Source organism: Mucilaginibacter gracilis (assembly GCF_003633615.1).
Taxonomy (GTDB): domain Bacteria; phylum Bacteroidota; class Bacteroidia; order Sphingobacteriales; family Sphingobacteriaceae; genus Mucilaginibacter; species Mucilaginibacter gracilis.
This window is the reverse complement of the sequence record NZ_RBKU01000001.1, coordinates 4659212-4685697: the sequence shown is the minus strand read 5'-3', so window position 1 is coordinate 4685697 and position 26486 is coordinate 4659212. Positions and strand designations below refer to the sequence as shown.

Genomic DNA, 26486 nt, shown 5'->3' with positions numbered 1-26486 from the left:
AGAATATTTGTTTTAATTTAAAGCAAGTGAAACTCAGCGAATTTTTAACCCGGTTATTTAGCGAAGGTGTGGTGGATGTGCCGCGGGAGTTGGTGGATTTTGAGGGAGCTGATCTATTGATATCGGTGGATCTTATCCGCCAGTACGAAGCCGCTATGCGGATGGAAATGCCGGCTCAGGTACCGGAATTGAATACGGATGCGGCGCTTTGGGCGGCGCAGTATTTATTCCGCGCCATTCAACTGGTGCTTTTGCGGGAACTGGAAGCGGAAGTGATCCCCGTTTATTTATCGCCTTATGGCGGTGAAGCCGACGCGTCTGCCATTTATTCGGTCGATCTGCTGTTCCGGCATTTGCGGCCGCTGTTCCAGTTCAGTAGTGGGATCTCTCCGGATGATCCTTTGGTGTTAGCCTTACGGAAGACCGCGGCTTCGTGGCCATTTTCGTCGGTCGGATTCAAGGTGGAGACGATGATAAATACCGATAGGATATTAAACGATAGCTGCTTGCGATTAATGTATCTCGACCGGATCATCGCGCACCGCGACAGGGGGCGTTTAAAAAGCGACGCTGAAATAACGGCATTAACCGAAGTGACCGGTATGCACCAGGAATTATTCTGGCCAGGTTTGGAACTGGCCGAACTGAAAACAATCAAATAATGACAACCACTACGAATAAGGAATTTATAACGATCGATAAACTGCAGGCCGTATTGCGCCACCTCAAAGAAACCTTTGTGGGTAAAGATGAGATTATTGACCTGATGGGCATTTGCCTGGTGGGCCGGGAGAACTTGTTTTTACTCGGTCCTCCGGGTACGGCCAAAAGTGCGACAGTAAGGGAATTATCTAAGTTATTGGATGGCAAAACCTTTGAATACCTGCTGACCCGATTTACCGAGCCGAACGAGTTATTTGGCCCTTTTGATATCCGAAAATTGCGCGATGGGGAACTGGTGACCAATACAGAGGGGATGCTCCCCGAGGCCTCGCTGATCTTTTTGGATGAGCTTTTGAATGCCAATAGCGCTATCCTGAATAGTTTATTAATGGTATTGAATGAAAAGATCTTCCGCAGGGGAAGAGAAACCCGTGCTTTACCTGCTTTGATGGTGATCGGTGCAAGTAATCATTTACCCGAAGATGAGGCCTTGCAAGCTTTATTTGACCGTTTTTTGATCCGGGTACGCTGCGATAACGTGGAACCGCAACAATTGAACGCGCTGCTGGATGCTGGCTGGATGCTGGAACAAAAGACGGGTTCCGAAAAACCGAGTATCGGCACCGAGGAGGTTCGAGCTTTACAACAACAAACATCTTTGATCGATCTGAGCGGTATCCGTAAAGATTATATAGAACTGGTTCAAAAATTGCGTAACTCGGGTTTGGCGGTATCAGACAGGCGTGCGGTTAAATTGCAGCGCCTGATCGCGGCAAGCGCGCTGATCTGTAAAAGGGAAAAAGCCATCGCTTCTGACCTTTGGGTATTGCGCCATATTTGGGATACCGAAGAGCAGCGCGAGATCATCAGCAATATTGTGAACGCCGTAGTAGATACCTCAGAAAAAAATGAAGCCAGCCATCCGAGGGCTTCTTTGAGTGCTTTACCCAACGCGGATGATATTTATTCCGAAGTACAGGAATTAAGCGAGCAATGGCAGCAAGAGATATCGATGGCTGAACGTTCGGTGATCAAGGATCGGTTGATGCACTTGAACAGCCGCTGCGACTGGATAGGCAACGAGGAGCAACGCACTTACGTTAAAAAGCCGATTGATGAGCTTTGGAAGAAGATCATGCATACTGCCTGATGGAAAAGATAGTCGTCCTGGAGGATAAGTACGCAGATACATTGGGTAATTTGCGCGGGATAACCGGTCTTAAAGCTGCGGCGGAGGGGGATTTGATCTGGCTACGCGGTATTGATGCCGTGAACACGGACAAACGGGTACTTTCTTTACCGGTTTTGAACACTTATTTATTGGACACGAATGGTTTGCTTTTTCCTTCGGGTGGTCAAACCCCTGTCGCGAAATTGCCGGTGCTCGATTGGCAGGTGTTAAAGACTTTTTTACCGGTGCAATTGCCAGTTTCCGCTTTGCCGGGCAAGGTGTTTTTGCATGTGGATGTACGCTTAGCCCGTTCGGAGAGAACCCGGGAAGCCTTTGCCCTATTGACCGATCTATCCACCTGGAAAGCTTATGCGGAAACTGCGCCGGAAACGCGGCTCCGCGCTTTACGTTTTGCGGTTTCAGCCCAGGCAGAGGTGCTGGTTTTAGGGAAACCACTGCCACAACTGCCCGGCAGGACTTTTTGGGCGGATGACCGCTTGCTGATACCTACCGGGTATGATCTCGATCCGCCGGTGCTGGCTACGATGTTAAAAGCTGATCTCTTTCAGGCTGAAGACAATTTAGCGCTTTTTACGCCGGATAATACCTGGCAAGCCATTCCTTTATCAGCTTTCCAGGCAGCGCGCCGTAGTGCAGTGCGTTTAACGCAATTGGATCATGATTAACCAGGAGACGAAAACGATCAGTTATTTCCGGGCAACTGCCGGTTATTTCTGGAAGTGGGCCGATAATGGGAGTGTGGTAGAATTTGCCAATGGCCGCACGATCTGTTACCAGGAGGATCTGAATTTTATTCTGGAGGCCTTGGAACTGTCGCGTGATATTCATTTGGGTACAGTCTTGTTGGTACTTTGCGCCTGTAAGGATAACTACGAAACCTTGTTTGAACCGGAGGTGCATTTAAGACCGTTGGGGTACCGACCCGGTTACCTGGAAGCTGAACACCTCTTGGCGAAGCAACTGGTGCAGCAGGCGTTGGACTTGATGAAATTGGTGAATGCATTGCCTTTTAGCTACCGGTCAGGCATAAGCCGGGTCGCGTTATGCCAGGCGGTATTGGCAGGGAAGGAAAATAGCGATGTTAGACCATTAAAATCCTTACTTCAAACTTTCCGGAGTGGTGCGCTTGACGATGCTATTTTCAACAAAAATTTTGATTTCGGGTTTACGGTGTTACAAAGCGACTTGATGCCGTTGGCTTCTGCTTTGGATGAATTAAAAAATACGGCTGCCCTCGAAATGAAATTACGGACAGGTATGGCCGAAATACCTGCCCCGGTGGATATTCCGCTTCCAGCTCCGGTTCCCGATGAATTAATGGCGCAGCTGGAAAGCGATATCAAAACTGTTGGCTTGGCGCGGCTGGCCAAAAGAATCACGGCGGCGCTCAATATTCCGATGCATTTGGCCGGGAGCAGCGACCAGTCTATCGGCGGGGTGTCGGATATCAGCAATCGCGGACACTTTGATAAATTACTTTTAAGCGAATTGGCGCAGGATGATCTGTTGTTGACCGCCAGGCTAGCCAATAATGAAGCGCTTTTTTTACAGCGGGAAGAGCTGCCCAATAACGTGCACCAAGAATGGCACGTGCTTTTAGATACGACCCTGAAAATGTGGGGCACGCCGCGGGTGTTCGCCCTGGCATCGGCTCTAGCATTCAGCGAGAACCGGAAGCAAGACCGGATGAAGGCCTGGGCCTTAGGCGGCAAAGGATATGGCCCGATGGATCTGACGAGCAAAGAAGGTATCATCAGTACTTTGGAAAAACTGGACCCGGCATTGGGATGTGGGCCGCAATTGAAGAAACTAATGGCGGAGCAGGCTGCTCCGCAAGGGAAATATATATTGATCACCGGTGGCCAGTACCGGTTGGATGCGGAGTTCCAACAGGCCTTCGCAACCATTCGCGACCAACTGGATTACCTAGTCGAAGTCGGGCGGGACGGTCAGATTACGATGTTTGAGACGCGCGGCAAAAAACATAAGATCGTAAACAGGGCTTTAATTGACCTGGAGGAAACACTCTGGAACCGGAGAAGTACGATTTTGCAAAAACGGAATATGGCGGGTTTGCCCGCTATGCTCCAGCAAACTGAATTTCCGTTGTTGTTCCCGGCCTCGAAGATCAAATTTAAACATGATAGTATTTTTAAGTGCGGCACAGGGCAAACGATCATTATTACGCAGGACCGGCGGGTGCTGTACTGGACGATCAAGGATGAGGGCGGCCGGGAATTGATCGAACAAATAGAACCCGGTGATTCCTTTTGGGGAGAAAGCCCGCGTTATGTATACCTCCTGATCCGGAATTTACAGGAAGCCTACGTGAAAATCTACCAGGTAGATATGGCCAACATCTCGATCATGGTGCATAACATCGAGAAGATCAAAGCGCAGGAGGTCCGGTTCGCTAAAGGGCTTTTCTACATCACAAGAGAAAATGATGTGATCCTGGTAGATCCGCAATCAGGGCATACCAAACCAGCTGATCTTGGCCGGAAGGATGTCAAAACGCTCCAGGTGACGGCCCATTTCCAGGTATTAAACCAAATTAAAAAGCTCGTCAATAATGGATACAGCGTGATCAACTCAGCTAAAAATATTTATGTGCATACCGCAGGTAAGATCTTTATTGATCAACGGGAATTGAACCTGGCGGCAAACGATAGGCATTTAAGCTGGAAGGAGAACAGTTTGGCCGCGGTACAATGGGTTAAACCCCTTAAACAGGAAAATATTGAACTGGCACACTTGCCTTATTTGAAATTCACTAAATTCAGTTGGGCGGATGGAAGCGAAGCTGTATTGGATTCGCGGGGGCTTTTGCATTTAAAAAGCGCTGATGCCAATATCGCCGAATGTAGTGTTATTTTAGTGGTTGATCAGCCAACCGCCTGCTGGAGCGCAGATGGTAAGATCACGGGATCGCCTTATTTTACGGGAAACAGGCAAGCTGGAGTGATGCTTGCCGGTGATTTTTACAGGGATTATATAGACAGCTTTATCAAACGTTTGAAATAGTATGCAACTTAAGCTCCTTTACCGGGAACAAAATCAGAAACCTATCGCTGGGGCATTTTTGCCTGGTGGTTCGCCTATGGACTGGTTCAGGGGAATGGACCGTTGGCGTATTGACCTGCATACCCTACGGTGCTGGATTATGCCGGAGGGTATGGCAAGCGATACAGGTTCTGGTATGTTCGTTGTTTTCGGCAAAGCTTTGCCTGCAAAAGCCCTGATCCGATACCCATACACCTGTATGGCCGATCGGCTTTTTATTCCTTTGCAATCCGAGCTTTGGCCCGTTGTGGGTGGTGATGAATTGAAAAGCTTATTGCTTTGGGATATGCAGGTTTTTCATCCGGTGATCGGGCTGGTGGGTTTTGAGGCTAAAGATGAAGTTGAATTAAGTGCTTTTGTGCATTTAAAATCGGCGGCCGGGTCAGATTGGTCATTTGCCCATCCGGGTTTAGCGGAGCCGCCGGTGTTGCAGCGGATCGGACTGGAGGCCGTGGAAGAGCCGGAAGATGTGCTGGATTCGCTAAAAGACGATGTGGGTTCAAAGCCGCTGGAAGAAATACCGGGGGCTGATCCGGATGAAACGGCTATCCTGAAATACGGCAAACCAGTGTTCAACGCTTTGGAACAATTGGGTTTGTATTTTATTTTGATGCTGGCCCTGATCGGTAAGGTGCTCCTGATGCCGTTTTCCTGGTTTTTTACCGGTGAAGGCCTGCGATCCGGTTATGCTTCGAAGGGCCTTTTTCAAAAGATGGAAGAATGGGTAGGGCAGCGTTTAGCTGATCTGGATAAAAAGCGGGACTCGGAGCTGAAACGTCTGATGGACCTTTTTGATAAAGATACTGACGAGGCCCTGCAATATGCGATCCCTTTGAGCAGTGCTTATTTAAACAGGGGAACTGCGCCGCCCTCAACTAAACTCACGCGGCGGTCCACAGATTTTAACTTAAGGAATTTGGGCGGTGGCCGGAGGGTAGATGGCTGGAATTTGGACGCTTATAACCAGCAATTGCGCCAACGTTATGAGAAAGCCGCTAACGACGCGATAGCAGCTGGCAATTATAAAAGAGCGGCCTATATCTATGCGCATCTGCTGGGTAATTTTTTTTTCGGCAACGAATGTATTGCAGCAAGGTAAACTCTTCCGCGAAGCCGCCGCCTTGTACCGGGAGCATGTGAAGAATGACAGGATGGCTGCGGAATGTCTCGAAAAGGGAGGTTTATTGGACGAAGCGATCGCTATTTATCTGGAGCTCGATCAAAGTGAAAAGGTGGGCGACCTGTACCGGAAACTGGGTAGGGAAGAAAAGGCAGAAATGTATTACCGGAAAACCATCGAAGAATTGCGTTTGGCAAAAGCTTATCAGAAGGCCGCAACTGTTCTGGTTGATAAACTCGCGGCCCGGGAAGAAGCTAAAGCGATATTGCTTGACGGCTGGAAAGGTGCGGGGCATCCTGAGGCTTGTTTGACTGATTACTTAGAGCTGAGCCGTGATGCGGAAGAGCAACATTTGGCAAGAGAGATCACTTATCTATACAGTACTCATGTACCGCGTTTAAAAAGAATAGCATTTTTGAATGTACTGACCGATATTAACCGGCGGTATCCGGAACCGGGTTTACAGGAAGCGGCTTTGGGTATCGCCTTTGAAGTGGTGAGCCAGCAAGTGGAATTGAACGATACCAGCGCGCTTAAACTTATCGGTAACTTTTTACCGGAAGACCGCTTACTGACCTCCGATGCGACCCGTTTTATACAAAGAGGCTTACAATTGCCTCCCGTTTATACCAAGCCTGATTATGTGTCGCTGCGCAATGATACGAGCTGGTACAACATGGCGACTTTTCATGACCAGCTTTTGGGCATGGGGATGCGCAATGGGGAGATCCATTTTTTACGCGCCAATTGGGAAGGTAAAATAACTTACCAGTTCCTTTTTAAAATGATAGCGCATACTTTACCCTTATGCCTGCTGGCCGATCCGGGCCTTTCTGACCATATATTCATCGTAGCAGAAAACATGAAGACCCGTATCGATCAGAAGTTACTGGCCTATTCCTACTTTGAGCGGGAGATCACGCTCAAAACGTTGGATTGGCTGCCGCAGGGAAGGCTTTTGGGCTGCTGCATCAACGGGCACCAAGGCGTATCGGTATTGCATTATGATATTCACGGTTTAATGCTGAGCCATTTTACGATGGATGGCAAACAACTAAGGAACCAGCAATTGCAATTGAACGATGACAGCATTAACCCTGGAGAAACGCGGTTCGATCCTTATTGCATGGTTTGGCGTAAGGGGCATTTCTATTGCGGGATCGGGGAAATTCTGGTCCGTATCGACACGGAGGGCGCTGTTGAGGTTTTAGATCTTGGAGCAGTATTTACGAAGATAGCGATCACTGATGTTTTAACCGCGCTGAAGATCGTTGTGCTCACCACGGAAGGTTGCCTATGGATTACGCCATCGCTTAAGGAAATGAAATTGACCTCAGGTTTCTTTGGCGGCGAGATCGAAGGTAAAGAGATCAAATTAATGACGGATAACCGCTTGATTATCGCAGGTGGTAAACGTGCCGCAGTGTATGAACTTAAGAACCATGCACCTGTTTTGCAGGGCATGATTGAAACGGAAGAAGAGATCAAAGGGATCATCGCGATCCCTAAGCGCCATTACTGCGCGTTTCTGGAAGGGCATAACCGCGTTTCCGTTTACAAGATCCAGACGGAATAATGTCCGCTCAATTTACAACGAAAGAGAGGCTGTATCATAAATCATGATCAGCCTCTTTTTTGTTGATATTAAACCTATAGGCCATTTTGATGTTAGTAGAGATGATGCTAAATATTTTTCCTTGCAGGCAGTTGTTTTAATTACCTCATTTTCATATATTTAAAGTATAAATAAATGAGATATGGCAATAAGACAACCTGTTTTCAAGCCTTATAACCAGCAGCAGATCCTTGCTATCCCGCCAACATTGGACGAGTTGATCCCGCAAACACACCCGGTCAGAGTGGTCAACGAAGTGATCAACAAGCTTAACATAGAACCGCTGTTAAAAGCCTACCATATCAAAGGGAGTTCCAGCTATCATCCGCAGCTACTGTTAAAGGTCCTGATTTATGGCTATGTAACCAATACCTATTCCAGCCGCAAGTTGGCTGCGGCCTGTAAGGAAAGTGTCTACTTTATGTGGCTGAGCTCAATGGGCTACCCCGATCATAATACCATTAACCGTTTCAGGGGTGTCCGTTTAAAGGATGCGTTGCGGAGTGTATTTGAAGAAGTAGTGAAACTGCTGGCCGAAGAAGGATTGTTAAGCATTGAGGAGGTCAATACAGATGGCACCAAGATCGAAGCCAATGCCAACAAATACACCTTTGTTTGGAAGAAATCCATCCAGACCAATAAGGAAAAAATGAAAAAACAGCTCACGGAGATCTGGCAGTATGCCCAGCAGATCGCATCCGATGAGGATAAAATGCCGGAGCCGCCTGATTTTACGGAAATAGACAGCGAAAAAGTAAAAGCCACTATAGAACAATTGAACGAAAAGCTGGCAGGCAAGGAAAGCATAGATAAGAAAATTAAGGACAAGCTGAAGTATGTCACCAAAAAATACCCGGAAAGCATCGCCAAATATGAGCAACAGGAGACCATCCTGAAGGACAGGAACAGTTACAGCAAAACAGATACCGACGCTACATTTATGCGTATGAAGGAAGACCACATGAAAAATGGGCAGTTAAAGCCGGGTTATAATGTGCAGATCTCCACCTCCAACCAGTTTATCGTCAATTACACTATTCACCCCAATCCTACAGACACCACTACATTGACCCTTCATTTGGCCCAGTATATGGCCAGTTTCGGCAAGGCGCCCAAGGGGCTTACCGCTGATGCCGGGTATGGTTCGGAAGAAAACTACACCTTGCTTGAAAAAGAGAAAGTCACCGCTTTTGAAAAGTATGGCATGTTCGATAAACAGCAGCATGAAAACCATAACCGTAAGTTCCCCTTTGCTGCCGATAAGCTTTTTTATAACCAGGAAAGGGATTGCTATATCTGCCCGATGGGGCAACAGATGCACTTTATCGGCAATTACACCAGGAAAACCAGTACCGGGTTTGAACAAAATATAAAAAGGTACCAGGCGAAGAACTGTGCAAACTGCCCGCTGAACGGTGCCTGCCATAAATCAAAAAACAACCGGGGCATTGAGGTCAATGAGAACCTGAAACGGTTAAAACAGCAGGCGTACGAACTATAAACCTGAGTTTCGATGAATTGCTGAAGTTGTCCAAAAGGGTCAGAACGAACGGAATTCAGGGGATTGTGGCCGGATGCAAAGCTATTTATCTTTATTTCATAGGAGAGCCGTGATGAACGATCTCGACTGAAGTTATTTGATTTTCATAACGAACGACGATTACTCTTTTTTTTCAAAAAAAATAAGATTCCCTACTCGCGATAAGTATTCCCGTCGCTATTTACTGATTGTTTAGATGTATGCGCCCAAACAATCAGTAAATAAAATGATGTTTAGTGGGTCAAGCTTTAGTTTATTTTGTTTTCATGTATGGTAAATTACACTTCATCCTGCTTTTACAAAAGGGTTTCATCCATGCGTCTCACACCCGGCCTAATCGTCCAGCCTTTGGCTGGAAGCACCGTTCCCGCGTCTGCGTCGATTAATTGCCGGTAGGTGAATACAGGACTGGGCATCAGATTGGCTTTTTGAAGCATTTCAAAGGCTGGCAGGTCGATCCTACAGAATTTACGGTCGGGCAGGAATGCGAAACCATTACGCTCGATGACTATTTGGCCATCTTGCGCGTGGACGCCTGCCCAGTACATTTTATCTGCCCGGTAATGGTAATAAAGTTCGGTAACCAGGAATAGCGAGCCGTCTATTTTGATTGCCCCGGAGTCGCTGAAATTACCGGAGCCGTCGATCTCGAAACTCTTTTCTGTAACGGGAACCATAAAGACAAAGGAATAATAGGGGTCATCGTATAGCTGAATAGCGTCGACCGCGTTTTTGACTATTTTGCTGAAAGTATTGAGGGCGACCTGGTCGATGCCCGGGAAGATGTCGATGAATTTGGCATTGGCGAACAGGTTGTCTATGCGTGCATTAAGGTTGATAAGTTTAGCGCCGTATTCATCGGAAAAAGTTTTCTGTTGGGCATCCGACCAGGGCTGATAAGGCGGGAGGACATGGTTGGCTTTGAGCATGCCCAAGTCGCGCATCAGTAGTTGCGCGCAGTATTTGGCCAGGTCGGCCTCGAAATAATTGGGTGTTCTGGACATAAAGCCCGCAAAGCCGCTCAGGTAACCGCCGGGGAGGGTCACAGTGTCTCTGGTACCGTCCGCCTTGATCACCACCGGTGCAACGGCGATGATCTTGCTTTCTTTGCTTTTACCGGTCAGGTTGAGCAGCAGGTCGATAAAGATCGTATAGAGGGCTTCCAGGAAAGGTTTAAGGAGCGTAGTATCCACCGCGGCGGCATCCGCAATAAAAGTATCGATCGCCGGTTTAAGGCCAGAGAAGGCCGCCTTGTTCTCATAACAGACGCGCATCAGTTCTCCCCTGAGGGTGATGGCGCCCTGCGGAATTAAGGTGTTGATCTTGGTCGTCTCGATTAGGTCTTTGACGCTTACCTTAACCGCTTCAACCAGCGGGGCGGTGACCGCTGCGCTATTGATCAGGGTGGCCAGTAAAGCGTCGTATTGTGGCTTTTTATCGAAAAGGTCCATAATGTAGCCGATCTTGTCGTTTTCATTGACCTTGCCCTCATCGATCAGCATGGAGACCAGGGTGCTAAGATGCGGAATGATCCTGTCCAACGTGGCTTTTCGGACCAGGTCGTAGCCGTCCAGCCCCCCTAGAAAAGCCCTGGGTTTTTGTACGGTATAGCGCTGGTGAATAGGTACGCGGTAATTCATTTCATCGTTGTCGAGGCTGGGGTCGACAAAGACGATCACGCGGTCAAAACTTTCCGGGTCGCATTCTGAATCCAGGAACGCCGCCATTCGGAAGGCTTCGCGGACGGGTTCGTTATTAAATGTTCCACCATCCATATAGGTGAAAGGGTAAGAGATTTGATCCGTACGGCCAGTGGCCAGGCGGGAGACTTCCTGGTCTATTTTTTCTGGCCATTGTTCGAACTCAAATTTAAAACGCTCCAGGACCACGGGCTCAAAGGCAAAAGGGAAAGCGCCGCAGGCGATGGAGGTGGCGACGATCCTGGACCAGGCCGTGCTTTTGGTCAGGTCGCCGAAATAGCCCGGTTGCGCGGGCCCCTTATGGTAACGCATCCATTGCGGGGGGAAATTTTCCGGCGTGACATTGCCGCTGGACTGTTCGTTAAAGAACAGGTGAAATACCCGGAACTCCTGATGACAAAAGGACGTGAAAGCATCCCCCGAGGCGGCATAGTTCGGATTGTTAAGCGGGTTTCCTTTCCTGCTGTCGAACCTGACGCCGGTCAGGTTGGCTAGCGAACTGCCAAAGATGACCTCATCCGCCAGGATGCGTTTATTGGGGAACCCGTTTGCAATCTGGTCCATCGGAAAATATTTCCGGGCGAGATCTTCCAGCGCACCGCGCCGCAGCAGACCAGCCTCATAGGTCAGGTCTGCCTGTTGTTCAGGGGTTGTACCCAGCAGTACATCGATATTGATGTCGTTGATCCAGATATCGGCCTGTAGGTCCTGCACCACCTGTGCGGCGATGAGGTCCGCCTGCTGGTCAGCGGTCAGCGTGGCAAAACGCATCGCCGGGTCGTTCTCCAGTGTCGTGGTCGCCCTGGCGATCTCGGCAGGCGTCTGGTAGGCTAGCCCACGAAGCATGATCGCCAGCGACATCGACCCGGCGCTAGCCCCGGCGAATACATCGACGATTACCCTTTCGTACAATTGAAAGTTGTTTTGCTCATCCACATAACCACCCTGCAGGACGGCCTGTTTGATCGCTTCGGATAGTGCGGCGCCGGAAAATGTGCCTAAGGATACGCCTCCGCCCATGGCGAATCCGAGTTTTAATGTCTTTTTCATAAGCCCTTGTTATTATTCATCTGTTTTTTATTTGGTACCGCCGCTCCAGAACCAGTTGCCCTGGATATTCTGATACCAGACTGGGTTGTTATTCACCGCCTCCCCCTGGCTGGTCATGGCCTGATAAGGCAGGATGGTGCCCGGTGCGACGGTCTGGATGATGGCGGAACGGGTACTGGGCTGCGCACGGATATTCAACCGTACGGCAACGGTCGCCTGGCCGGTTTGGACAGCGGTGCCGGGGAGGGCAATGACCGCCCCGGTGCATTCTCGGTACTCCGCGACGACATCCCTTAAAAGCTGATCGTAACTGCGGCGACTCCTGGCCAGTCCGGTCACGGGATCGGTTTTTCGGGCTGGGTCGAGAAAAAAATGACCGGTGATATCCCGGGAAGGGTCCAGCCCGTACACGTTGCACAACTTGGCCAGGACCCAAACGTATTTGGCATAGGCCTTGTCGGCATCGATACCCCCTCCAAAACAGTATTCCACGCCGATGGCCGCGTCGTTCGCGTTCACACCGTAAAGTTCATTATCCTTAGGTACACTGTAAAGCACGTGCCACGCTTTTTCGGGCGGTGCCGTCAGCGCGGGGACGCATTCCAGGATTTGGAGGTCATCGACAAAAAGATGCGCGGAGGATACCTCAGTCTGTGGTACGGTATTGGCGGTATCAATATACCATTGGATATTTCCGGCAGCGGTCGATCCGGGGTTGCCAGTATCGTGCGCGACCAGGAAGCGGACCTTGGTGATGGGAAGCCCCGACCTGCGCCTGGAAGGTTTCGGAATAAATTTCGTACCGATCGTGTATTTGTCTGTGAATGCCATGGTTCTTGTTCTTTAGCCGACGGGTTGTTCTTCCAGATTCGCTTGTACCACAGGAACGACAGGCCCCGAAACGGAAGCGGGTGTTTTATTTTCAGTCGTCTTCAGGGCCGCATAAGTCGCCGAGCTCAGACCCAGGAGGATCAGGTTGTTTTGTGCAATATCGGGCATGACCTGGTTAATGTCGACCTTCGGACCGGTATGCAAGTTTTCCATCACCTGAGCGATGAACCAAACGCCAAAGGCAAGATTGAAGACCACGGTCTGAAAACGGTGGATGCTCACCCCGGTCTGGTCGGACAGGATGTCAATGATAAAATTGGTGCCTTCTTTATCCTGGTGACGTGAAATTGTAGGATCACTGTCCTCCGCAGCGTCAATGGATCTCGCTGTCGCAATTGTGGCCGCACTGATCCCAAGTAGGATCACTGTGGATAAACGCAATTGAGGGGCATCCCCCCGGTCGATCATGATCGTAGTAAATGCGGAAAGTACGATTACCGTCCACCAGGCCAGTTGCACCCTGGACCAGCTATAAGGTTGCTTTTCCGCTTTGCTCAGGTCTTTGAGCATGCAGAACTTTTGGTTGCAATAACCAATCGTTGCCAGCAGCGCGGCGAATAAGAGCCAGAATACGTAGATAGGGTTCATTGTGCTTTTAATTAAGGTGCATGCCTGTCATCTAATATGACTGGGTAGTAAATATTAAATAAACATATTAACAAAAAATAGTTTAAAATACCGTAATGTTGCGTATTTACTTAGGGTATTAATACCCTGTTTACCGGCTGATCACAAAGTATTAATTACCCCAGCCCAGCCTCAGTAAACGCATAGCGTTGCCGGACGTAATGGCAGTGATATCTTTGGGCTGAAACTCCGGGTCGTTTTTCATCGCGGTAATCAGATCAGCCAGCTGTTTGTTTTTGAACAGATCTTTGGGGTTGTCGGCCAGGCCGTCGAAATCGGTGCCGATGCCGACGTGCCTGAAATCTTTGCAGGGACTTTTGGATTTGATGTATTTCATGGTCTGGATCATATAGCCGATGCCGTTCTCGAAGCGCATGGCACGGAACTCTTTGCGGAGATTGCTGTCGGCGCCTGTAAGCCAGAAATCTTCGGGAATGATGCCGATGACGCCGTCGCATTCTGCGATCAGCGCGATTTCTTCATCACTAACACAGTAATGCTTGTAAAAAGGATAACGGTCCTGGTCATAGTATTCATAGACCTGCTGGGCGCCGGTATGGGTGAAGGTCAACGGGCGGAGCGGTTGACCTTCCTCGTCTCTTCTTTTGCGGTTGAGCGCGAAGACGTCTTTCCGGACCTGCGGGGCGGAATGGGTCAGGTCGACAATCACGCCGGTATGAAGCATGTGTTTAACGACCGTCACGCCGATGTCGGTCAGGCCGCGGTCCTGGTCGGGCGTGTATTGCCAGGCCATCCCGGGGGTGCTCTTGGCGTCCGGGGAGATGCCGTCGACGGGATAGGCCAGGTCGTTGCGGAAAAAGTGGGACAGGGTGATCAGGCAAACGCCTAACTCGCGGAAGTCGTCCAGGTTGTGGATATATGGTTTGGCGCGGTCTTCCAGCCGGGTCTTGTCGCCAATCATCTGGTTCTGCTTTTCGTGGCTGAGCGGTTGGAGTTTTTGCTGCGGTTCGAGGGTGATCGGGAAGTTCCGGCCCAGGGCATGGCCGCCTTCGATGGCATGGGCCACGGCGATCTGCTGTTTTTTGGGGTCCTTGATCGCTGCTTCGAATTCAGCGAAATTTTTTGCGATGACATAAGTGACCTGGCCGGGGCCGCGGCTCTTGTTCACCTCGGTCAGTTGCTCGTTGAGCTTGCTGATCATCTTGTTGACCTGTTCCGGGTTCTTTTCGCTCTCGTATTCGATCTTGTCTTTCAGGTCGAGAAACGGGATATGCTTCAGGAAGGGGTAAAGGACATTCAGCGTGTTCCATTCCCTTTTGGTGGCACCTTCCAGGAGGTAATGGGCGGCCAGGATGCCGCGCACATTTCCGAAGCTGAACTGCCGGTCATCTTCCTGCATGTTGAACAGGTTATCGCCCTTGGAAACCAACAGGTGGCGCTTCCAGAACTTTTTTCCCCAAAGGAACATTTTCATCGAAGGGTGGCAATGCAGGTCGATAATGGCGTTGTCATTCATTTTGAAACCATCGTCAGTCACACTCGCGGCCAGTGCCCTGATGGGCGCGGGAACAGCGAATGCTGCAAAAGCGATTGTCGTGTTTTTTAGGAATTTCTTTCGGTTTAATAATCCGTTCATGACAGGCAGGTTAAGTTCTGTTAAATATAAAAATAATATTTTAAATAGCTCATATTAAGGTAGTAAATTATATATTTGATATTTATAGTTAGTATTATATTCATGTTAAACGATTTCCAGATGGCTGCTCCTATTTTTCCTTATATCGATCATGTGTTCGTCCTGATGCTGGAGAACCATTCCTTTGACCATTTGCTGGGTTTTTCGGGAATCCTGGGGCGGGACGCGGAGACGGGCAACCCGACCGCGGTAGACGGATTGACAGGAGGAGAGTCGAACAGCTATTTGGATGTGACTTACCCGGTTAAGAAAGGAGCGGATTATTCGATGCCGGTGGATCCGGGGCATGAGTTTGTGGATACATGCCTGCAACTGACGGGTAGAGCGGACTATGATCCCGCTTCTGGTTATGGGGTGATCGATAACAGTGGCTTTGTGTTGGATTATGTCACCAGCCCGACGGCGGGCGAGGGGAAGGCACCGGATAACTTCGGAAAGATCATGCAGTGTTTCGCGCCGGAACAATTGCCTGTACTGAATGCCCTGGCACGGGAGTTCGCGGTTTGCGACCGCTGGTTCTCATCGGTTCCCGGGCCGACCTGGCCGAACCGCTTTTTTGTGCATGCGGCTACTTCCGGTGGCCTCGACCATAGCCCGACGACGGAGGAGATCTTGCTTTGGCAGAACATCGGCGGGATCCATTTTGAACAGGGGAACATCTTCGACCAGTTGCGGATCAAATTCGATGACGGTTACCGGCTCTACCGGGGGACCAACTTTTTGAGCGACGTTTTCCCGAACGTGGCGGCCCTGAAAGGGATCAACGCCACCGAGGTGCATAAAATGTGGGCCTTTGACGCGGATGTGAACAGCGGGAATTACCCTTATCCCTATACCTTTATCGAACCCAGTTATGGCGATGTGCTGCACAATACCTATAAAGGAGGGAGCTCCCAGCACCCGCTGGACGACGCGACGGGCGGCGAAAAGCTGATCAAATCGGTTTATGAGTCGATCCGCAGGTCGCCTTTATGGCCCAAGAGTCTGCTGCTGGTGCTTTGGGATGAGCACGGGGGATTTTATGACCACGTAGCGCCGCCCGCAGCCGTAGCACCGGGCGACCGGACCGTGAACGCTTCCCTGAACCAGTATGGCTTCGATTTTAAACAATATGGGGTGCGGGTACCCGCGGTGATAATTTCGCCGCTGATCCGAAAAAATACGGTCGACCACCGGGTTTATGACCATGCCTCAGTATCGGCTACCCTGCACGACCTGTTTGACACGGACCTGATGACCGAAAGGGACGCGAACGCGAATTCGCTGATGGGCCTGCTGGATACGGCGAACCCGCCCCGGACAGATGCGCCGATGACCCTGCCGGATCCGGCTGATTCGGTCCTTAACTTTCCTACGCAAACGGTGTTCCCGATGAGTTCGGGTACGCCCGGTGTCACCGCCAATAAGGGGAGTTTGCCTGGTATCTTACATGCCGCGCTAAAAACGGACCTGGCGATTTCCCCGCCCGAAGACCATCCAGCCATTCAGACGGAGTTCGCTGCGATCCAGACCCAGGACGACGCGGCGAAATACATGGGTAAGGTCAAGGGCAAAATGGACGCCGGCAATTTATCAATAACCTAGCTATGCAATTTTTCGATCTCCATTGTCATCCGGGTCTGAAGACCCTGTTTCGTCCGCAAGACGGGACACAGTTCTCGGCCTGGGAAACCCTGGGCGCAGCCCGGGTATTCGGTGATATCCTGTCCAGCCAGTGTTCGCTGCAGCAGATCACGCTCAGGCGGCAGGTGCCGCTGATCTGCATGACGCTACATCCGCCGGAGTCCGGGATGCTGGACCAGTTCATCATCAGAGCCGGTGCGAGCGTGTTGTTTCGCCAGTTGATGGACGTCCATCGCTTACAGGAGATGTACAGCGGAGCGGATGGATACCAGTCTGTATTCGCGGAAGAACTGGCCAACCTCACCGCCTTACCGCGTCCGGCCGATAACATTTCGGCGCAGGTGGCGGTCAAATTTCTGAAGCACTGGGGTGATTTCCGGCCGCAGGATACGGGTACGGTCCACGCGGTATTCAATATCGAGGGCGGTCATGCCCTGTACAGCCATGCCGATCAGCCGGGAACCGTGAAAGAGGCGACGGACAACCTGGATGCCTTCCTGGCACTGGGCTACCTCATCCTATACCTCACACCGACCCACCTCACGCCCAATCAGTTTATCAACCATGCCTACGGGAACAAGATCCTGACCAAAGGGCCCTTGCTCCCCAGGGGCATGGGGATCACACCGGACGGGATGGCCCTGATCCGGCATGTCTATGCCAGGGGACTGCTGATCGATGTCAAACATATGAGCTTGTTGTCCCGATTACAGTTCTACCGGTTACACGCCCTGCATTTTCCGGACCGCCCGATCATCGCCAGCCATGCGGGCCTGGTGGGCTATTACGCCTTCAATGAACCGGGGGACGCTTTCCTGGGCTGGGCGGTGAACGAGGTGGTGACGGCCGATTACGTGGAGCTGAAAGGGGTGAACAACCGGGGCCTGATGGTTGGTACTTCTTTCTATCCTTTATCAATCAATCTTTTTAATGAGGACATCGTCGCGATCCTGAAAAGCGGCGGAATGATCGGTATCTCCATGGATGTCCGTATCCTGGGTGGCAAGGATAATGACCAAGCCTTGCAGCATGATTACCTGAGCCCGGCTGAATATGCCGTATTGAAGCTGCCCGATGCGGAACGGGAGAAGAAGATTGCGGAGCTGGCAGACAATTTATGGGCGGGAGCGGCCCCGGCGGCGGAAACCGTCCCGGCTGATCAGGCCGTTTGGCAGCCCGTGGTCGAAACCGAATCAGCTGAGCTCTTTACGGCCAGTGTACCTACCGCGGTCGGTCCCCTGCTGACGGAACATGCGCGGCTGATCGCCAACCATTTGCTGCAGATCCATTTTGTGGCGGACATATCCGGGCTTCCTTTACCCTGGCAGCAGGTCTGCATCGGTTCGGATTTTGACGGGTTGATCGAAGCGGTGGATTGCTGTAAAAATATCACCGCGTTGGACCGGATGGCTACCGCCCTGGTGGATGCGCTGAAATCCGGAGCCGCTGAAAGGGAGATCGATCTGGGCATGGCATCGGCTGATATTGTGTCAGCTTTTTGTTATGGAAATGCGGTAACTTTCCTGGAAAGGCATTTCACAGGGTGATAACAGTTTTATTTTAACTCGCCAGCTGGCAATCACATCGGATTGACCCAAAGATGAAATTATTCTGGAAAACCCGACCATGATCCACTGCATCTCGCGTCAAGGTCACAGTATCGATGAAATGGGGACCCCACACATGCAGATTCAACAGGGACCTAAGTAAGCATTAAATCGCTATAGCGTATAGTGAGGATTCTGCAGTAGTGTCAGCACCACCTGGTGAGCTGTTTTCTTTTCCCAGCGCGCGATTAACCATGCAATAAAGCTCAAAGTGAAAATGTCGTCGTTTTCTGCCAGATCAGTCAGGTTTAAAACAGATTTTCTATAGGCTGGCTCAACAGCCACACGGGGGTTGAGCAGGTATTTTTCAACCAGCTTCAGGAACGATAGCACGCGTTCCTCCGAAGTTTTAAGCAGGTACTTCTTGTACCGGCGCCGGAAGCTGCTGATCCGGGACATGGCCAGCTCAATGTTAGCAAACTGTGCATGCACTAAAATTTCCATCAGGCTTTTCCGGATGGTCCACAGCATCCCCATTCTTTTTTCGTACCAGGCATCAGACTGTGTCAGTAAACTTAGTTGTTTCAAACTTCCCCGGTCATCGCACAGGGCCAAAAACATGGTCAGGCATATGCGCAGATCTTCGGTATCTTCCGGCTTGGACCTGTGTTTGGTATCGGCGAGTGATTTTTGTAATAGCGTAATCGCATCGCCCGTAAAGCCGGTAAAAAACAGGTTGAGTGAAGCGAGTAACTGATAACGTAAATAAAACAATGCCCCGTAGTGGCTATCGGTCACCATCAGATCCATCATTTGCTTCAGATAGGTGGAACTCGCTTCAAAGCTCTTTCGTCTCAGGTGAAAGTTCGCCAAAAAATACAGGATGGATATATGGTAAAAAAGATAGGTCTGATTTTGATGTGGCTGGCCTTGCATGAATTGGTCTGTCCGCCGGATATAACGCTCTATTAATCCATAATTCTGCTGGATGGCCGCGTATTCATTGGCGATGAAAAGAATTTGATAAATGGATTTATAGGTCATCAGATCCTGCTCTGAAATTTTGTATTTGCGGATCGTCGCGATCATCAAAGCCGTTAGGTTAACGATTTTTCCGTTCAGGTGGACTTCCTGCAGTTCCTGCCTCAGGTAGGCATAGGCCATATGGAGCCTGGCATCGCGTTGCATCTGAGACTGGTTCTGCAGGAAGCGTGCGGTCAGCGTTTCGAGCGTTTCGGCTCCCTTCAAATGGGCGTACTGGATTTTGAGCTGCAGGAGCTCATTTAGTAAATTAAACTGCTCCGATTGTTCAGCCAGGCGCTCAGCCCTGTCCAAACAGTTGAAAGCGATCTTAACCACTTCGTTTTCCAGCAGGAAACGCCCCACCACAAGCAAGCGCAAGGCCTCGTAGGTTTCCGAATGATTGCTTTCAAAGGTTTTCTGGGACAAGAATAACAGCAGATTGTCCTGCAAGCGCTTGCGCAAAGCATGGTAGGCGTCACGGTTTTTCTTTGAATTGTAGAGCTTATTTAAGATCGTTATATCGTCAGTTCCAATCAAATCAAGCAACTGTAGGTTTTTCACATCCAGCCTTTTATTTTTTCGGCTTAAAAACTGCCTGAAAAGTATTTTATCATTATTATCAAGCAGATTGATCAGTTCAGCAAGCGTGTCCATATAGATATATTACGATATTTTAAACGCAATACTACAAAATTATATCATCAGTAATTTTAATTATTTGATTTTGTGCGGTTTGTTTTACACCCGACATTTACTTTCATATTCATCACTAAAACAAAATAAAAATGGAACCGCTAACCAACAGAACAGAAGAAAATTCAAAAATTAGAAACCCGTTCAAACCAACCGCCGCATTTATCGGCGCATCCTGGTTTGCCTTATTAACCGGCGCGATGAGCTATTGCATTGGCTTATGGAACGCCGGCATGGCGCTCAACGAAAAAGGTTATTATTTCACCATTTTATTATTCGGATTATTCGCCGTTATTTCCGTACAGAAAAGCGTCCGGGACAGGGCAGAAGGACTTGCGGTGACCGATCTTTATTACGGTATCAGCTGGTTTGCCACTATTGCATCCATGCTCCTGTTGACGATCGGACTCTGGAACGCGAATATGGCGCTGAGCGAGAAAGGCTTTTATGCCATGGCCTTCTGCCTGAGCATGTTTTCAGCCATTGCCGTACAAAAGAACACCCGTGACGCGAAACTGATCGGGGATAAAGAGCTGTAACGTAGCGGTTGCCGCCCCGCAGTGCCTTGCCCAGCAAGCCTGCGGGTTTTTTGACCTCTTGATCCTTCAAGCTATTTTCTGATTTTGAAGTGGTCTATGTGGATAAACCAATAACAATAACCAATCACTTCTAAACAGAGGCATATGTATATGCGTAGCGGATTACCAATGTATATATCTAAAGAGTTCGAGGAGTCCTTCAAAATTGGATCCTCTCCGGGTTCTTGGAAAGTTACTCCAGGTGTTAATGAGGTGAAACATTTATTGATACAGTAAACCACCTTAAATCAGATCTGGAATCCGTAATATTTGTCAACTATGATCCTTTAAGTTACCCATCGGATTTCAAGTGAAAAATTATGTCCAAGCACTACAAGCCGCTAACTATCACGAAGCGGAGCATAGTGGGAAGATTTTTACGTATTTGAAGCTGCTAGTCAAAGAATGAAGTACATCAATTAAGATGCACATCCAAAAATCAGGCAAACCACTGCCATACTTACAAAGTAAAGGGCCTTATCAAACTCAGATCGGTAATTATAATATCAATATTTCGGTGAAATAATGGAGAATAGGACGACCAGGCACAGTCAGCTCTCGAAGCTTGTCAGCAAACTGACCATGAGGAATTATCTGAAAAAGATTACGGACAGGTATGTAACCGGATTGCCATGCTCTAGCATGCCCATGATCTGCGTTTGCCCGTGCCTTTAAGCGTAAACCTCGGCAAGGAAGTATTAGTCTATCCTTTCCCGTGAAGCATTAGGGAAAGTGTGGTAAAAAGATTTGTCGATCTCGCCAATACCAAAGGGATGACCCACGACAAACTGAAGAATCGTCGTGAGGAAATGTGCCGTTCGGGCTACAGTTATTGAACCATAAGAGAAACCCCATTGAAATACAGCACCCTCAATTTGATGGAGCGGGTTGTCCAAACCTCCTTTATTTTACCCCTGATATTTTAAGTCGCCGCCAGCGCACAGCTCGCAGATTACTCCGAAAATTAACCTTATATTTAATCTTATTGAAATAGACACTTGTTAAATACTAATAAAATTAGTAAATTGGCTTTATGGAACAACGATTCAAGAGCCTGTCATTATTTGAATTTCAGTCAAGATATCCGAACGATGAAAGCTGTGTAAAGTATTTAGCACAACTCAAGTGGTCTGGTGGTTATCATTGCAAGAAGTGTGGCAATGGTCATTACTGTAAAGGGAACAGTGCCGAAGATCGTCAATGTACGAGATGCCGGTATATTGAGTCGGCAAAATCGCGGACAATGTTTCAGGGCTGTAAGTTTCCAATTTTAAAAGCATTCTACATTGTATATTATGTTTCGACAAGTAAAAATGGTATCAGCAGCACTGAACTGAGCAGGAAGTTAGGCTTGAGGCAGAAAACCTGCTGGTTGTTTAAACAAAAGGTAATGAGGGCTATGAAAAGCAGCGGCAACTTTCCTATGGATGGTAAGGTAGATGTAGACGAAACCTATGTTGGCGGCCAGGACGACCAATCCATAGGCCGGAACGAAGGCCGGAAGAAAATCGTAGTAGTATCGATAGAAAAACAGGGGGTAAAGGTGTGTCCAGAATGTATGCACGGGTTATCAAAACCGCAAGCAAGGAGAACTTACTAAATTTCATGCAAGACCATATCAGAAAGGAAGCCAACATTCGTACAGATAGATGGGCTGGCTATAAAGGCTTAGAAAACGAGTTTCCGCATATTATCCGTGAGAAATCAGAAAAGAAAGGAAAGAACTTTGCTGACCTGCACCGGTGCATTATGATGTTTAAAGCATGGTTAAGGGGTGTCCACCATGCTGTCAGGCACCTTCAATCCTACCTTGATGAATACACCTACCGTTTTAACAGGCATAAAATGAAAGAGGGCATTTTTGAAAACCTAATGACCAGAATGGTCGAAAAGCCACCGTATACCTATAAAATGATTATCAATTAAACGCCTATTTCAATAAGCTTAATTTGAATGGATATGTCAAAAACAGACTATGCGGAAAGAGCGATGAACGGAGGTGTTGAAATTGGGCTGAATAATCAACGCATCGTCCCCTTTGATCAAAAACTGGATGACGGGAGCGAAGTGGCTTGGTAACTTACTGACCGACCATACTGAAAAAGAAGGCCCGACCGGGTGTCAAACGCCCGGTCGGGCCTCATGAAGTAGATATACAGATTAACGTTTAATAGCTGTGTTAGGTTTATATTGAGAATACCAGAGACCGAGTTTGGTTAAATTGCCATTGGCGTCTATCAAAGCCGATGACCACAAACGGGCGCTGGTGGGCGAGCCAGAAAACCAGGAGTAGCGCTGCACAAAAGTGAGATCTTCCAGTTTGGGCAGCAGCCTTTGCATAAAGGCCAGCACCATATCCGGTGTATAAGGATTATCAGAAACATTAACCGCACCATTGGCAACAGTAGCAAATTCGGTGATCCAGATAGGCTTGTGATACTTGTTATACAGGTCCTGCAACACTTGCACAAAGGCATTTTCATCGGTACCCACATACATGTGTACGCAAATAAAATCCACCCTGCGGCCCTGTGAGATGGCCTGGTCCATAAAGTCGTATATCCACTGCCTGGTGGGGTAAGATGCCGCCGGACTGCCAAGCGGTAAACCTATAGCTTCCAGTTGTGGCCATGCCGCCAGTGCGTCGGCCACGGTCATGTTGGACTGATCGGCCAGGTCGGGCTCATTGAAGCCCAGTACGTAACGCGCGCGGCCCTGTGTTGCCAGTTGCTTGGTATAAGCAACATTGGCATCGGTAACCGAGGCCTTACTCCAGAACATGGGCACAAACTCCGCGTTTTGTGGCGCAAGTTCCAACGGAATGGAATTACCCCAGGTATAGTACCAGTTGCTTTGCAGGTTAATGGTGTTTCCCCACCATGTGCCAATCTGGGTATTGGTATTAAAGTCGGCACCCTTTTTACCTGTCGGCACAAAAGTAATCACGGAGGATTTTGCCGGGATATATTGATTGCTCTTTGAGCAGCTCAAAAATGTTCCGCAAAGCATCGATAGAATAATATATCTTTTCATTTTATCTTTTTAAGTGTTTAATAAATAATTAAAGTGTTGCCAAACCGCCGTTATAACCAGCATGTTGCAAAGTAGGGTAACCATCCGTATCCGTTTTCCAAATCGAATAATCAAAACCCATTGTACTCTGGAAAAACGTTTGCGTGGTTGTATTTGCCGTGGCGCCATCTAACCCGGCAGCATCATTACCAACAGCTGTTGTGCGTAATGCGGTGGTTACACTGGCAGCAGCGTAGTTACCGGCGTTGGCGCCCGGGCTGTTGCCTGCTGTACCGGCTATCCTGAAAATGTAGTCCCCGTTTGGCGGCGTTGGCGAACCTTCCAGCGATGTTGAACCAACAAAGCTATTGGCTGTGTAACCCCCGTTTTGATAGGTACTTACCATACCGGCAACCGGCATCAGGTTTGTTGTGGCGGCAGCTTTAAACGTTGCATTCTTAACCACACAGTTAACCAGCTTTACCTTGTTTGTTCCGGCTATACCACCAATATTTCCGGTTTGCGGTACGCCAGTACTGCGCAAAGTAGGGAACGCATTGCCAGGCCCCATACCCACAACCAAACAGTTGGTGATACTTGAGCCAACGCCCGCAATACCGCCGATAGAAAAGCCGGCCGAAATAGTGCCCGTAAACATACATTGATCGATTGGTACGATCCCCGCGTTTTGATCGGCACCGAAAATACCGCCTACGCCGTTAACGTTGACCGCGGTGGCAGTACCTGTAGCCGTGATTGATAGTGTAGCCAGACAGTTTTTTACAATACCGCCGCCTACAACGGTTCCTTCGGCGCGGGCCAATATACCGCCTATCCGGTTTTTAGAAGCATTCTCTTCTATCGAACCTGTAGCTGTAGAGAAGGATATCTCGGCAGTAGAGCCTGAGGACGTAGTTAGGCGGCCAACAAGGCCACCAACCATTCCGCAAGATGCAACCATCGTTAAATTCGTATAACATTGGGTTACTTTACCCCCTGCCGCCAATTCACCCACGATGCCCCCCAGCACGTCGACCGTATTGGTTGATGTGACCGTGCCACTCACCATTACGTTTTGTATGGTGCCACCATTGTTTTTACCGGCTACCACACCAAACGGAGCGCTTGTATTACAATTAACATTGGCAAACCTGATATTTTTAATGGTACCTGTATTGGTATTCACCCAGCCATCGTTCGTTATTGCAGTTGTAATAGTCATGTTGTTTACTTTAAATCCCTGCCCGTCTATCGAGCCGCTAAAGCTTGGGATAGGCACCCATTGGCCCGTAAGTGTGATATCGTTAACGATTTTGTAATTTTTGGTAACATCGTTTCTCACCGCATCCAAAGCGGCTGCAGTCGAGATCAGATAAGGGCTGCCAACAGACCCATCACCGGCGTCAAATATCGACCCTTGTGTTTTCGAGAATATTTTTATGGTGCGCAAAACAGATAATTTATTGCTCTGCAAAGAAACAGTCAAATCGCCCGATATAAAACCGGTTAACGGTGTAAGCGTTAGTTTTTGAGTTCCCCCAATAGGTGCTGTGGTTAAGTTAGCCGGAGTAGTTACTACAGTTACTGTTCCGGTGGATGGTGCAAACGAAAAATCAGCAGCTTGCGGAGTCGAAACCCCATACATTGTAGTAGGGAGTGTAGTAGGTACAACCAATATCACATTGGCATTTTGCAACGAACCACTGTTTACCGTTGGTGTTAAACTGGCAATATTGTTACTACCTGTTACATTAAAGGCGCTAATATCGCAACTTGCAATAGTGCCAAAGTTATTACCTGTAATACCACCAACAAAGGTAGTACCGGTTAAGTTACCATTTATAATAACATTGGTTACAGTTCCCCTGTTGATCCCCGCAAGGCCGCCTATATTACTTTGGCCCGTAATATTGAGGTTATCAAGTGTTAAATTTTTAACAACAGCCGAAGTCGATAATTCGCCAAAGTAACCTAATTTGTCGGTTGTAGCGGCATTAATGGTACAGCCCGATATCTTTTTACCATTACCATCTAATGTTCCGGCAAATACAACTCCGGTTGCTGTGCTGGTAGCCTGAGTGATATCGTTGGCCAGTATATACGAGTAGTTTAAACCGTAAGCCACCCTGTTCAGGCGGTCGGCATCGGTCAATTCAAAAGGTGTTGTTGCTGTACCGTCGCCTTTGGAAAATGCGGTCAGTTTAATGGTTTGAACCAGTGGTGGTAACGCCATAAAGGTAGAGGTAACTACTAAATCGCCTGCGGTAAACTGGCTCGTCGGTGTGATCTTCAGCGTCCTTCCTTTAGGAGATGTACTGATCACCTCAACAGTAGTATTGGCCGGTGCGGTGATGGTTAGCACCGTCGAACGGGGATAAATTTCAAAATTAACGCTTGTGACCACATTAACGTTAAACAGCTTCGCCAGAGGCAGGCTTGAGGTAATGGCCGTGATATTCGGCAGATCGACATTGAAGATCTTGGTACAGATATATGTTGTACCTCCAAGATCAATCTTAACAGTCATGGTAAATGTGCCATCGCTGGCAGGGATACCCTTTAGAGGAACATCTACCGTCGCATTTCCCGATAGGGTTACCGGGGTTGGATCGATGGATAAGCCGTTAATCGCCTCAGCACTTATGGTAGCGGATGTACCGGGTGCCGCATTCAGGTAAGCCAGCGTAAAAGTATTACTCGCGGTTAACGCAGTACCATCAACCAGATTACCATTGACCGCCGACTTGGTATCCACAATTTGAAACCTATCTGCAATGGGTTTAACTTCTGATTCTTTTTTACTGCACCCGGTCATCACCATAAGTACCAGGCTCAGAAGAGACAAGCTCTTTTTATATAAATTTTTCATTGTTCGTTTTAAATTAGAGGGTT

General features: G+C 48.8%; 16 protein-coding genes and 2 pseudogenes. 11 read left to right on the top strand and 7 right to left on the bottom strand.

Going from position 1 to position 26486, the window contains the following annotated elements:
• Positions 1–26: 26 nt before the first annotated feature.
• The 7 genes and pseudogenes from BDD43_RS20795 to BDD43_RS20765 form a co-directional block, all read left to right on the top strand.
• Complete coding sequence (locus BDD43_RS20795; protein ID WP_121199479.1) at positions 27–662, top strand: hypothetical protein; 636 nt, start codon at positions 27–29, stop codon at positions 660–662.
• Complete coding sequence (locus BDD43_RS20790; RefSeq protein ID WP_121199478.1) at positions 662–1813, top strand: AAA family ATPase; 1152 nt, start codon at positions 662–664, stop codon at positions 1811–1813. The genes BDD43_RS20795 and BDD43_RS20790 overlap by 1 nt, the downstream gene beginning before the upstream one ends.
• Positions 1813–2520, top strand: coding sequence for a hypothetical protein (locus tag BDD43_RS20785; protein WP_121199477.1), 708 nt, complete (start codon positions 1813–1815; stop codon positions 2518–2520). Before BDD43_RS20790 ends, BDD43_RS20785 begins: the two co-directional genes overlap by 1 nt.
• Positions 2513–4879 carry a hypothetical protein gene (locus BDD43_RS20780; RefSeq protein ID WP_121199476.1) on the top strand — a complete coding sequence of 789 codons (2367 nt, stop codon included), beginning with the start codon at positions 2513–2515 and terminating at the stop codon, positions 4877–4879. Before BDD43_RS20785 ends, BDD43_RS20780 begins: the two co-directional genes overlap by 8 nt.
• A gap of 1 nt (position 4880) precedes the next feature.
• Positions 4881–6017 (top strand): hypothetical protein, encoded by a 1137-nt coding sequence (locus BDD43_RS20775; RefSeq protein WP_121199475.1) that lies wholly within the window; start codon positions 4881–4883, stop codon positions 6015–6017.
• Positions 5962–7614 carry a tetratricopeptide repeat protein gene (locus BDD43_RS20770; RefSeq protein WP_121199474.1) on the top strand — a complete coding sequence of 551 codons (1653 nt, stop codon included), beginning with the start codon at positions 5962–5964 and terminating at the stop codon, positions 7612–7614. The genes BDD43_RS20775 and BDD43_RS20770 overlap by 56 nt, the downstream gene beginning before the upstream one ends.
• A gap of 181 nt (positions 7615–7795) precedes the next feature.
• Positions 7796–9151, top strand: a pseudogene (locus tag BDD43_RS20765) (IS1182 family transposase); the annotation flags it as partial.
• A 338-nt stretch (positions 9152–9489) separates the two neighbouring features.
• Here the strand turns inward: BDD43_RS20765 and BDD43_RS20760 are convergent.
• The 4 genes from BDD43_RS20760 to BDD43_RS20745 all read right to left on the bottom strand — a co-directional run bounded on the left by BDD43_RS20760 (position 9490) and on the right by BDD43_RS20745 (position 15058).
• Positions 9490–11943 (bottom strand): patatin-like phospholipase family protein, encoded by a 2454-nt coding sequence (locus tag BDD43_RS20760; protein WP_121199473.1) that lies wholly within the window; start codon positions 11941–11943, stop codon positions 9490–9492.
• A gap of 27 nt (positions 11944–11970) precedes the next feature.
• Entirely contained in the window at positions 11971–12774 is an 804-nt protein-coding gene (locus BDD43_RS20755) for a peptidoglycan recognition protein family protein (protein WP_121199472.1), read from the bottom strand.
• 12 nt (positions 12775–12786) lie between these two features.
• Positions 12787–13422, bottom strand: a complete 636-nt coding sequence (locus BDD43_RS20750; protein WP_147425696.1) for a hypothetical protein — start codon at positions 13420–13422, stop codon at positions 12787–12789.
• Positions 13423–13573: 151 nt separating this feature from the next.
• The gene (locus BDD43_RS20745) at positions 13574–15058 is read right to left on the bottom strand and encodes a dipeptidase (protein ID WP_121199470.1); all 1485 of its coding nucleotides are present in this window, start codon (positions 15056–15058) and stop codon (positions 13574–13576) included.
• Positions 15059–15160: 102 nt separating this feature from the next.
• On the opposite strand from BDD43_RS20745, the gene BDD43_RS20740 reads away from it, so the two are divergent.
• Together BDD43_RS20740 and BDD43_RS20735 are read left to right on the top strand one after the other, a co-directional pair.
• Positions 15161–16702, top strand: coding sequence for an alkaline phosphatase family protein (locus tag BDD43_RS20740; RefSeq protein ID WP_211339708.1), 1542 nt, complete (start codon positions 15161–15163; stop codon positions 16700–16702).
• A 2-nt stretch (positions 16703–16704) separates the two neighbouring features.
• Positions 16705–18288 carry a membrane dipeptidase gene (locus tag BDD43_RS20735; RefSeq protein ID WP_121199469.1) on the top strand — a complete coding sequence of 528 codons (1584 nt, stop codon included), beginning with the start codon at positions 16705–16707 and terminating at the stop codon, positions 18286–18288.
• A gap of 174 nt (positions 18289–18462) precedes the next feature.
• On the opposite strand, the gene BDD43_RS20730 is transcribed toward BDD43_RS20735, so the two are convergent.
• Positions 18463–19965, bottom strand: coding sequence for a hypothetical protein (locus BDD43_RS20730; protein WP_121199468.1), 1503 nt, complete (start codon positions 19963–19965; stop codon positions 18463–18465).
• A gap of 131 nt (positions 19966–20096) precedes the next feature.
• Here BDD43_RS20730 and yiaA point away from each other — a divergent pair, with 131 nt between their 5' ends.
• Complete coding sequence (gene yiaA, locus BDD43_RS20725) at positions 20097–20543, top strand: inner membrane protein YiaA (protein ID WP_121199467.1); 447 nt, start codon at positions 20097–20099, stop codon at positions 20541–20543.
• 1072 nt (positions 20544–21615) lie between these two features.
• Positions 21616–22508 (top strand): annotated as a pseudogene (locus BDD43_RS20715) (IS1595 family transposase).
• A 234-nt stretch (positions 22509–22742) separates the two neighbouring features.
• On the opposite strand, the gene BDD43_RS20710 reads toward BDD43_RS20715, so the two are convergent.
• Together BDD43_RS20710 and BDD43_RS20705 are read right to left on the bottom strand one after the other, a co-directional pair.
• Entirely contained in the window at positions 22743–23615 is an 873-nt protein-coding gene (locus BDD43_RS20710; RefSeq protein ID WP_121199466.1) for a glycosyl hydrolase, read from the bottom strand.
• A 28-nt stretch (positions 23616–23643) separates the two neighbouring features.
• The gene (locus BDD43_RS20705; protein WP_121199465.1) at positions 23644–26463 is read right to left on the bottom strand and encodes a beta strand repeat-containing protein; all 2820 of its coding nucleotides are present in this window, start codon (positions 26461–26463) and stop codon (positions 23644–23646) included.
• Positions 26464–26486: the final 23 nt, after the last annotated feature.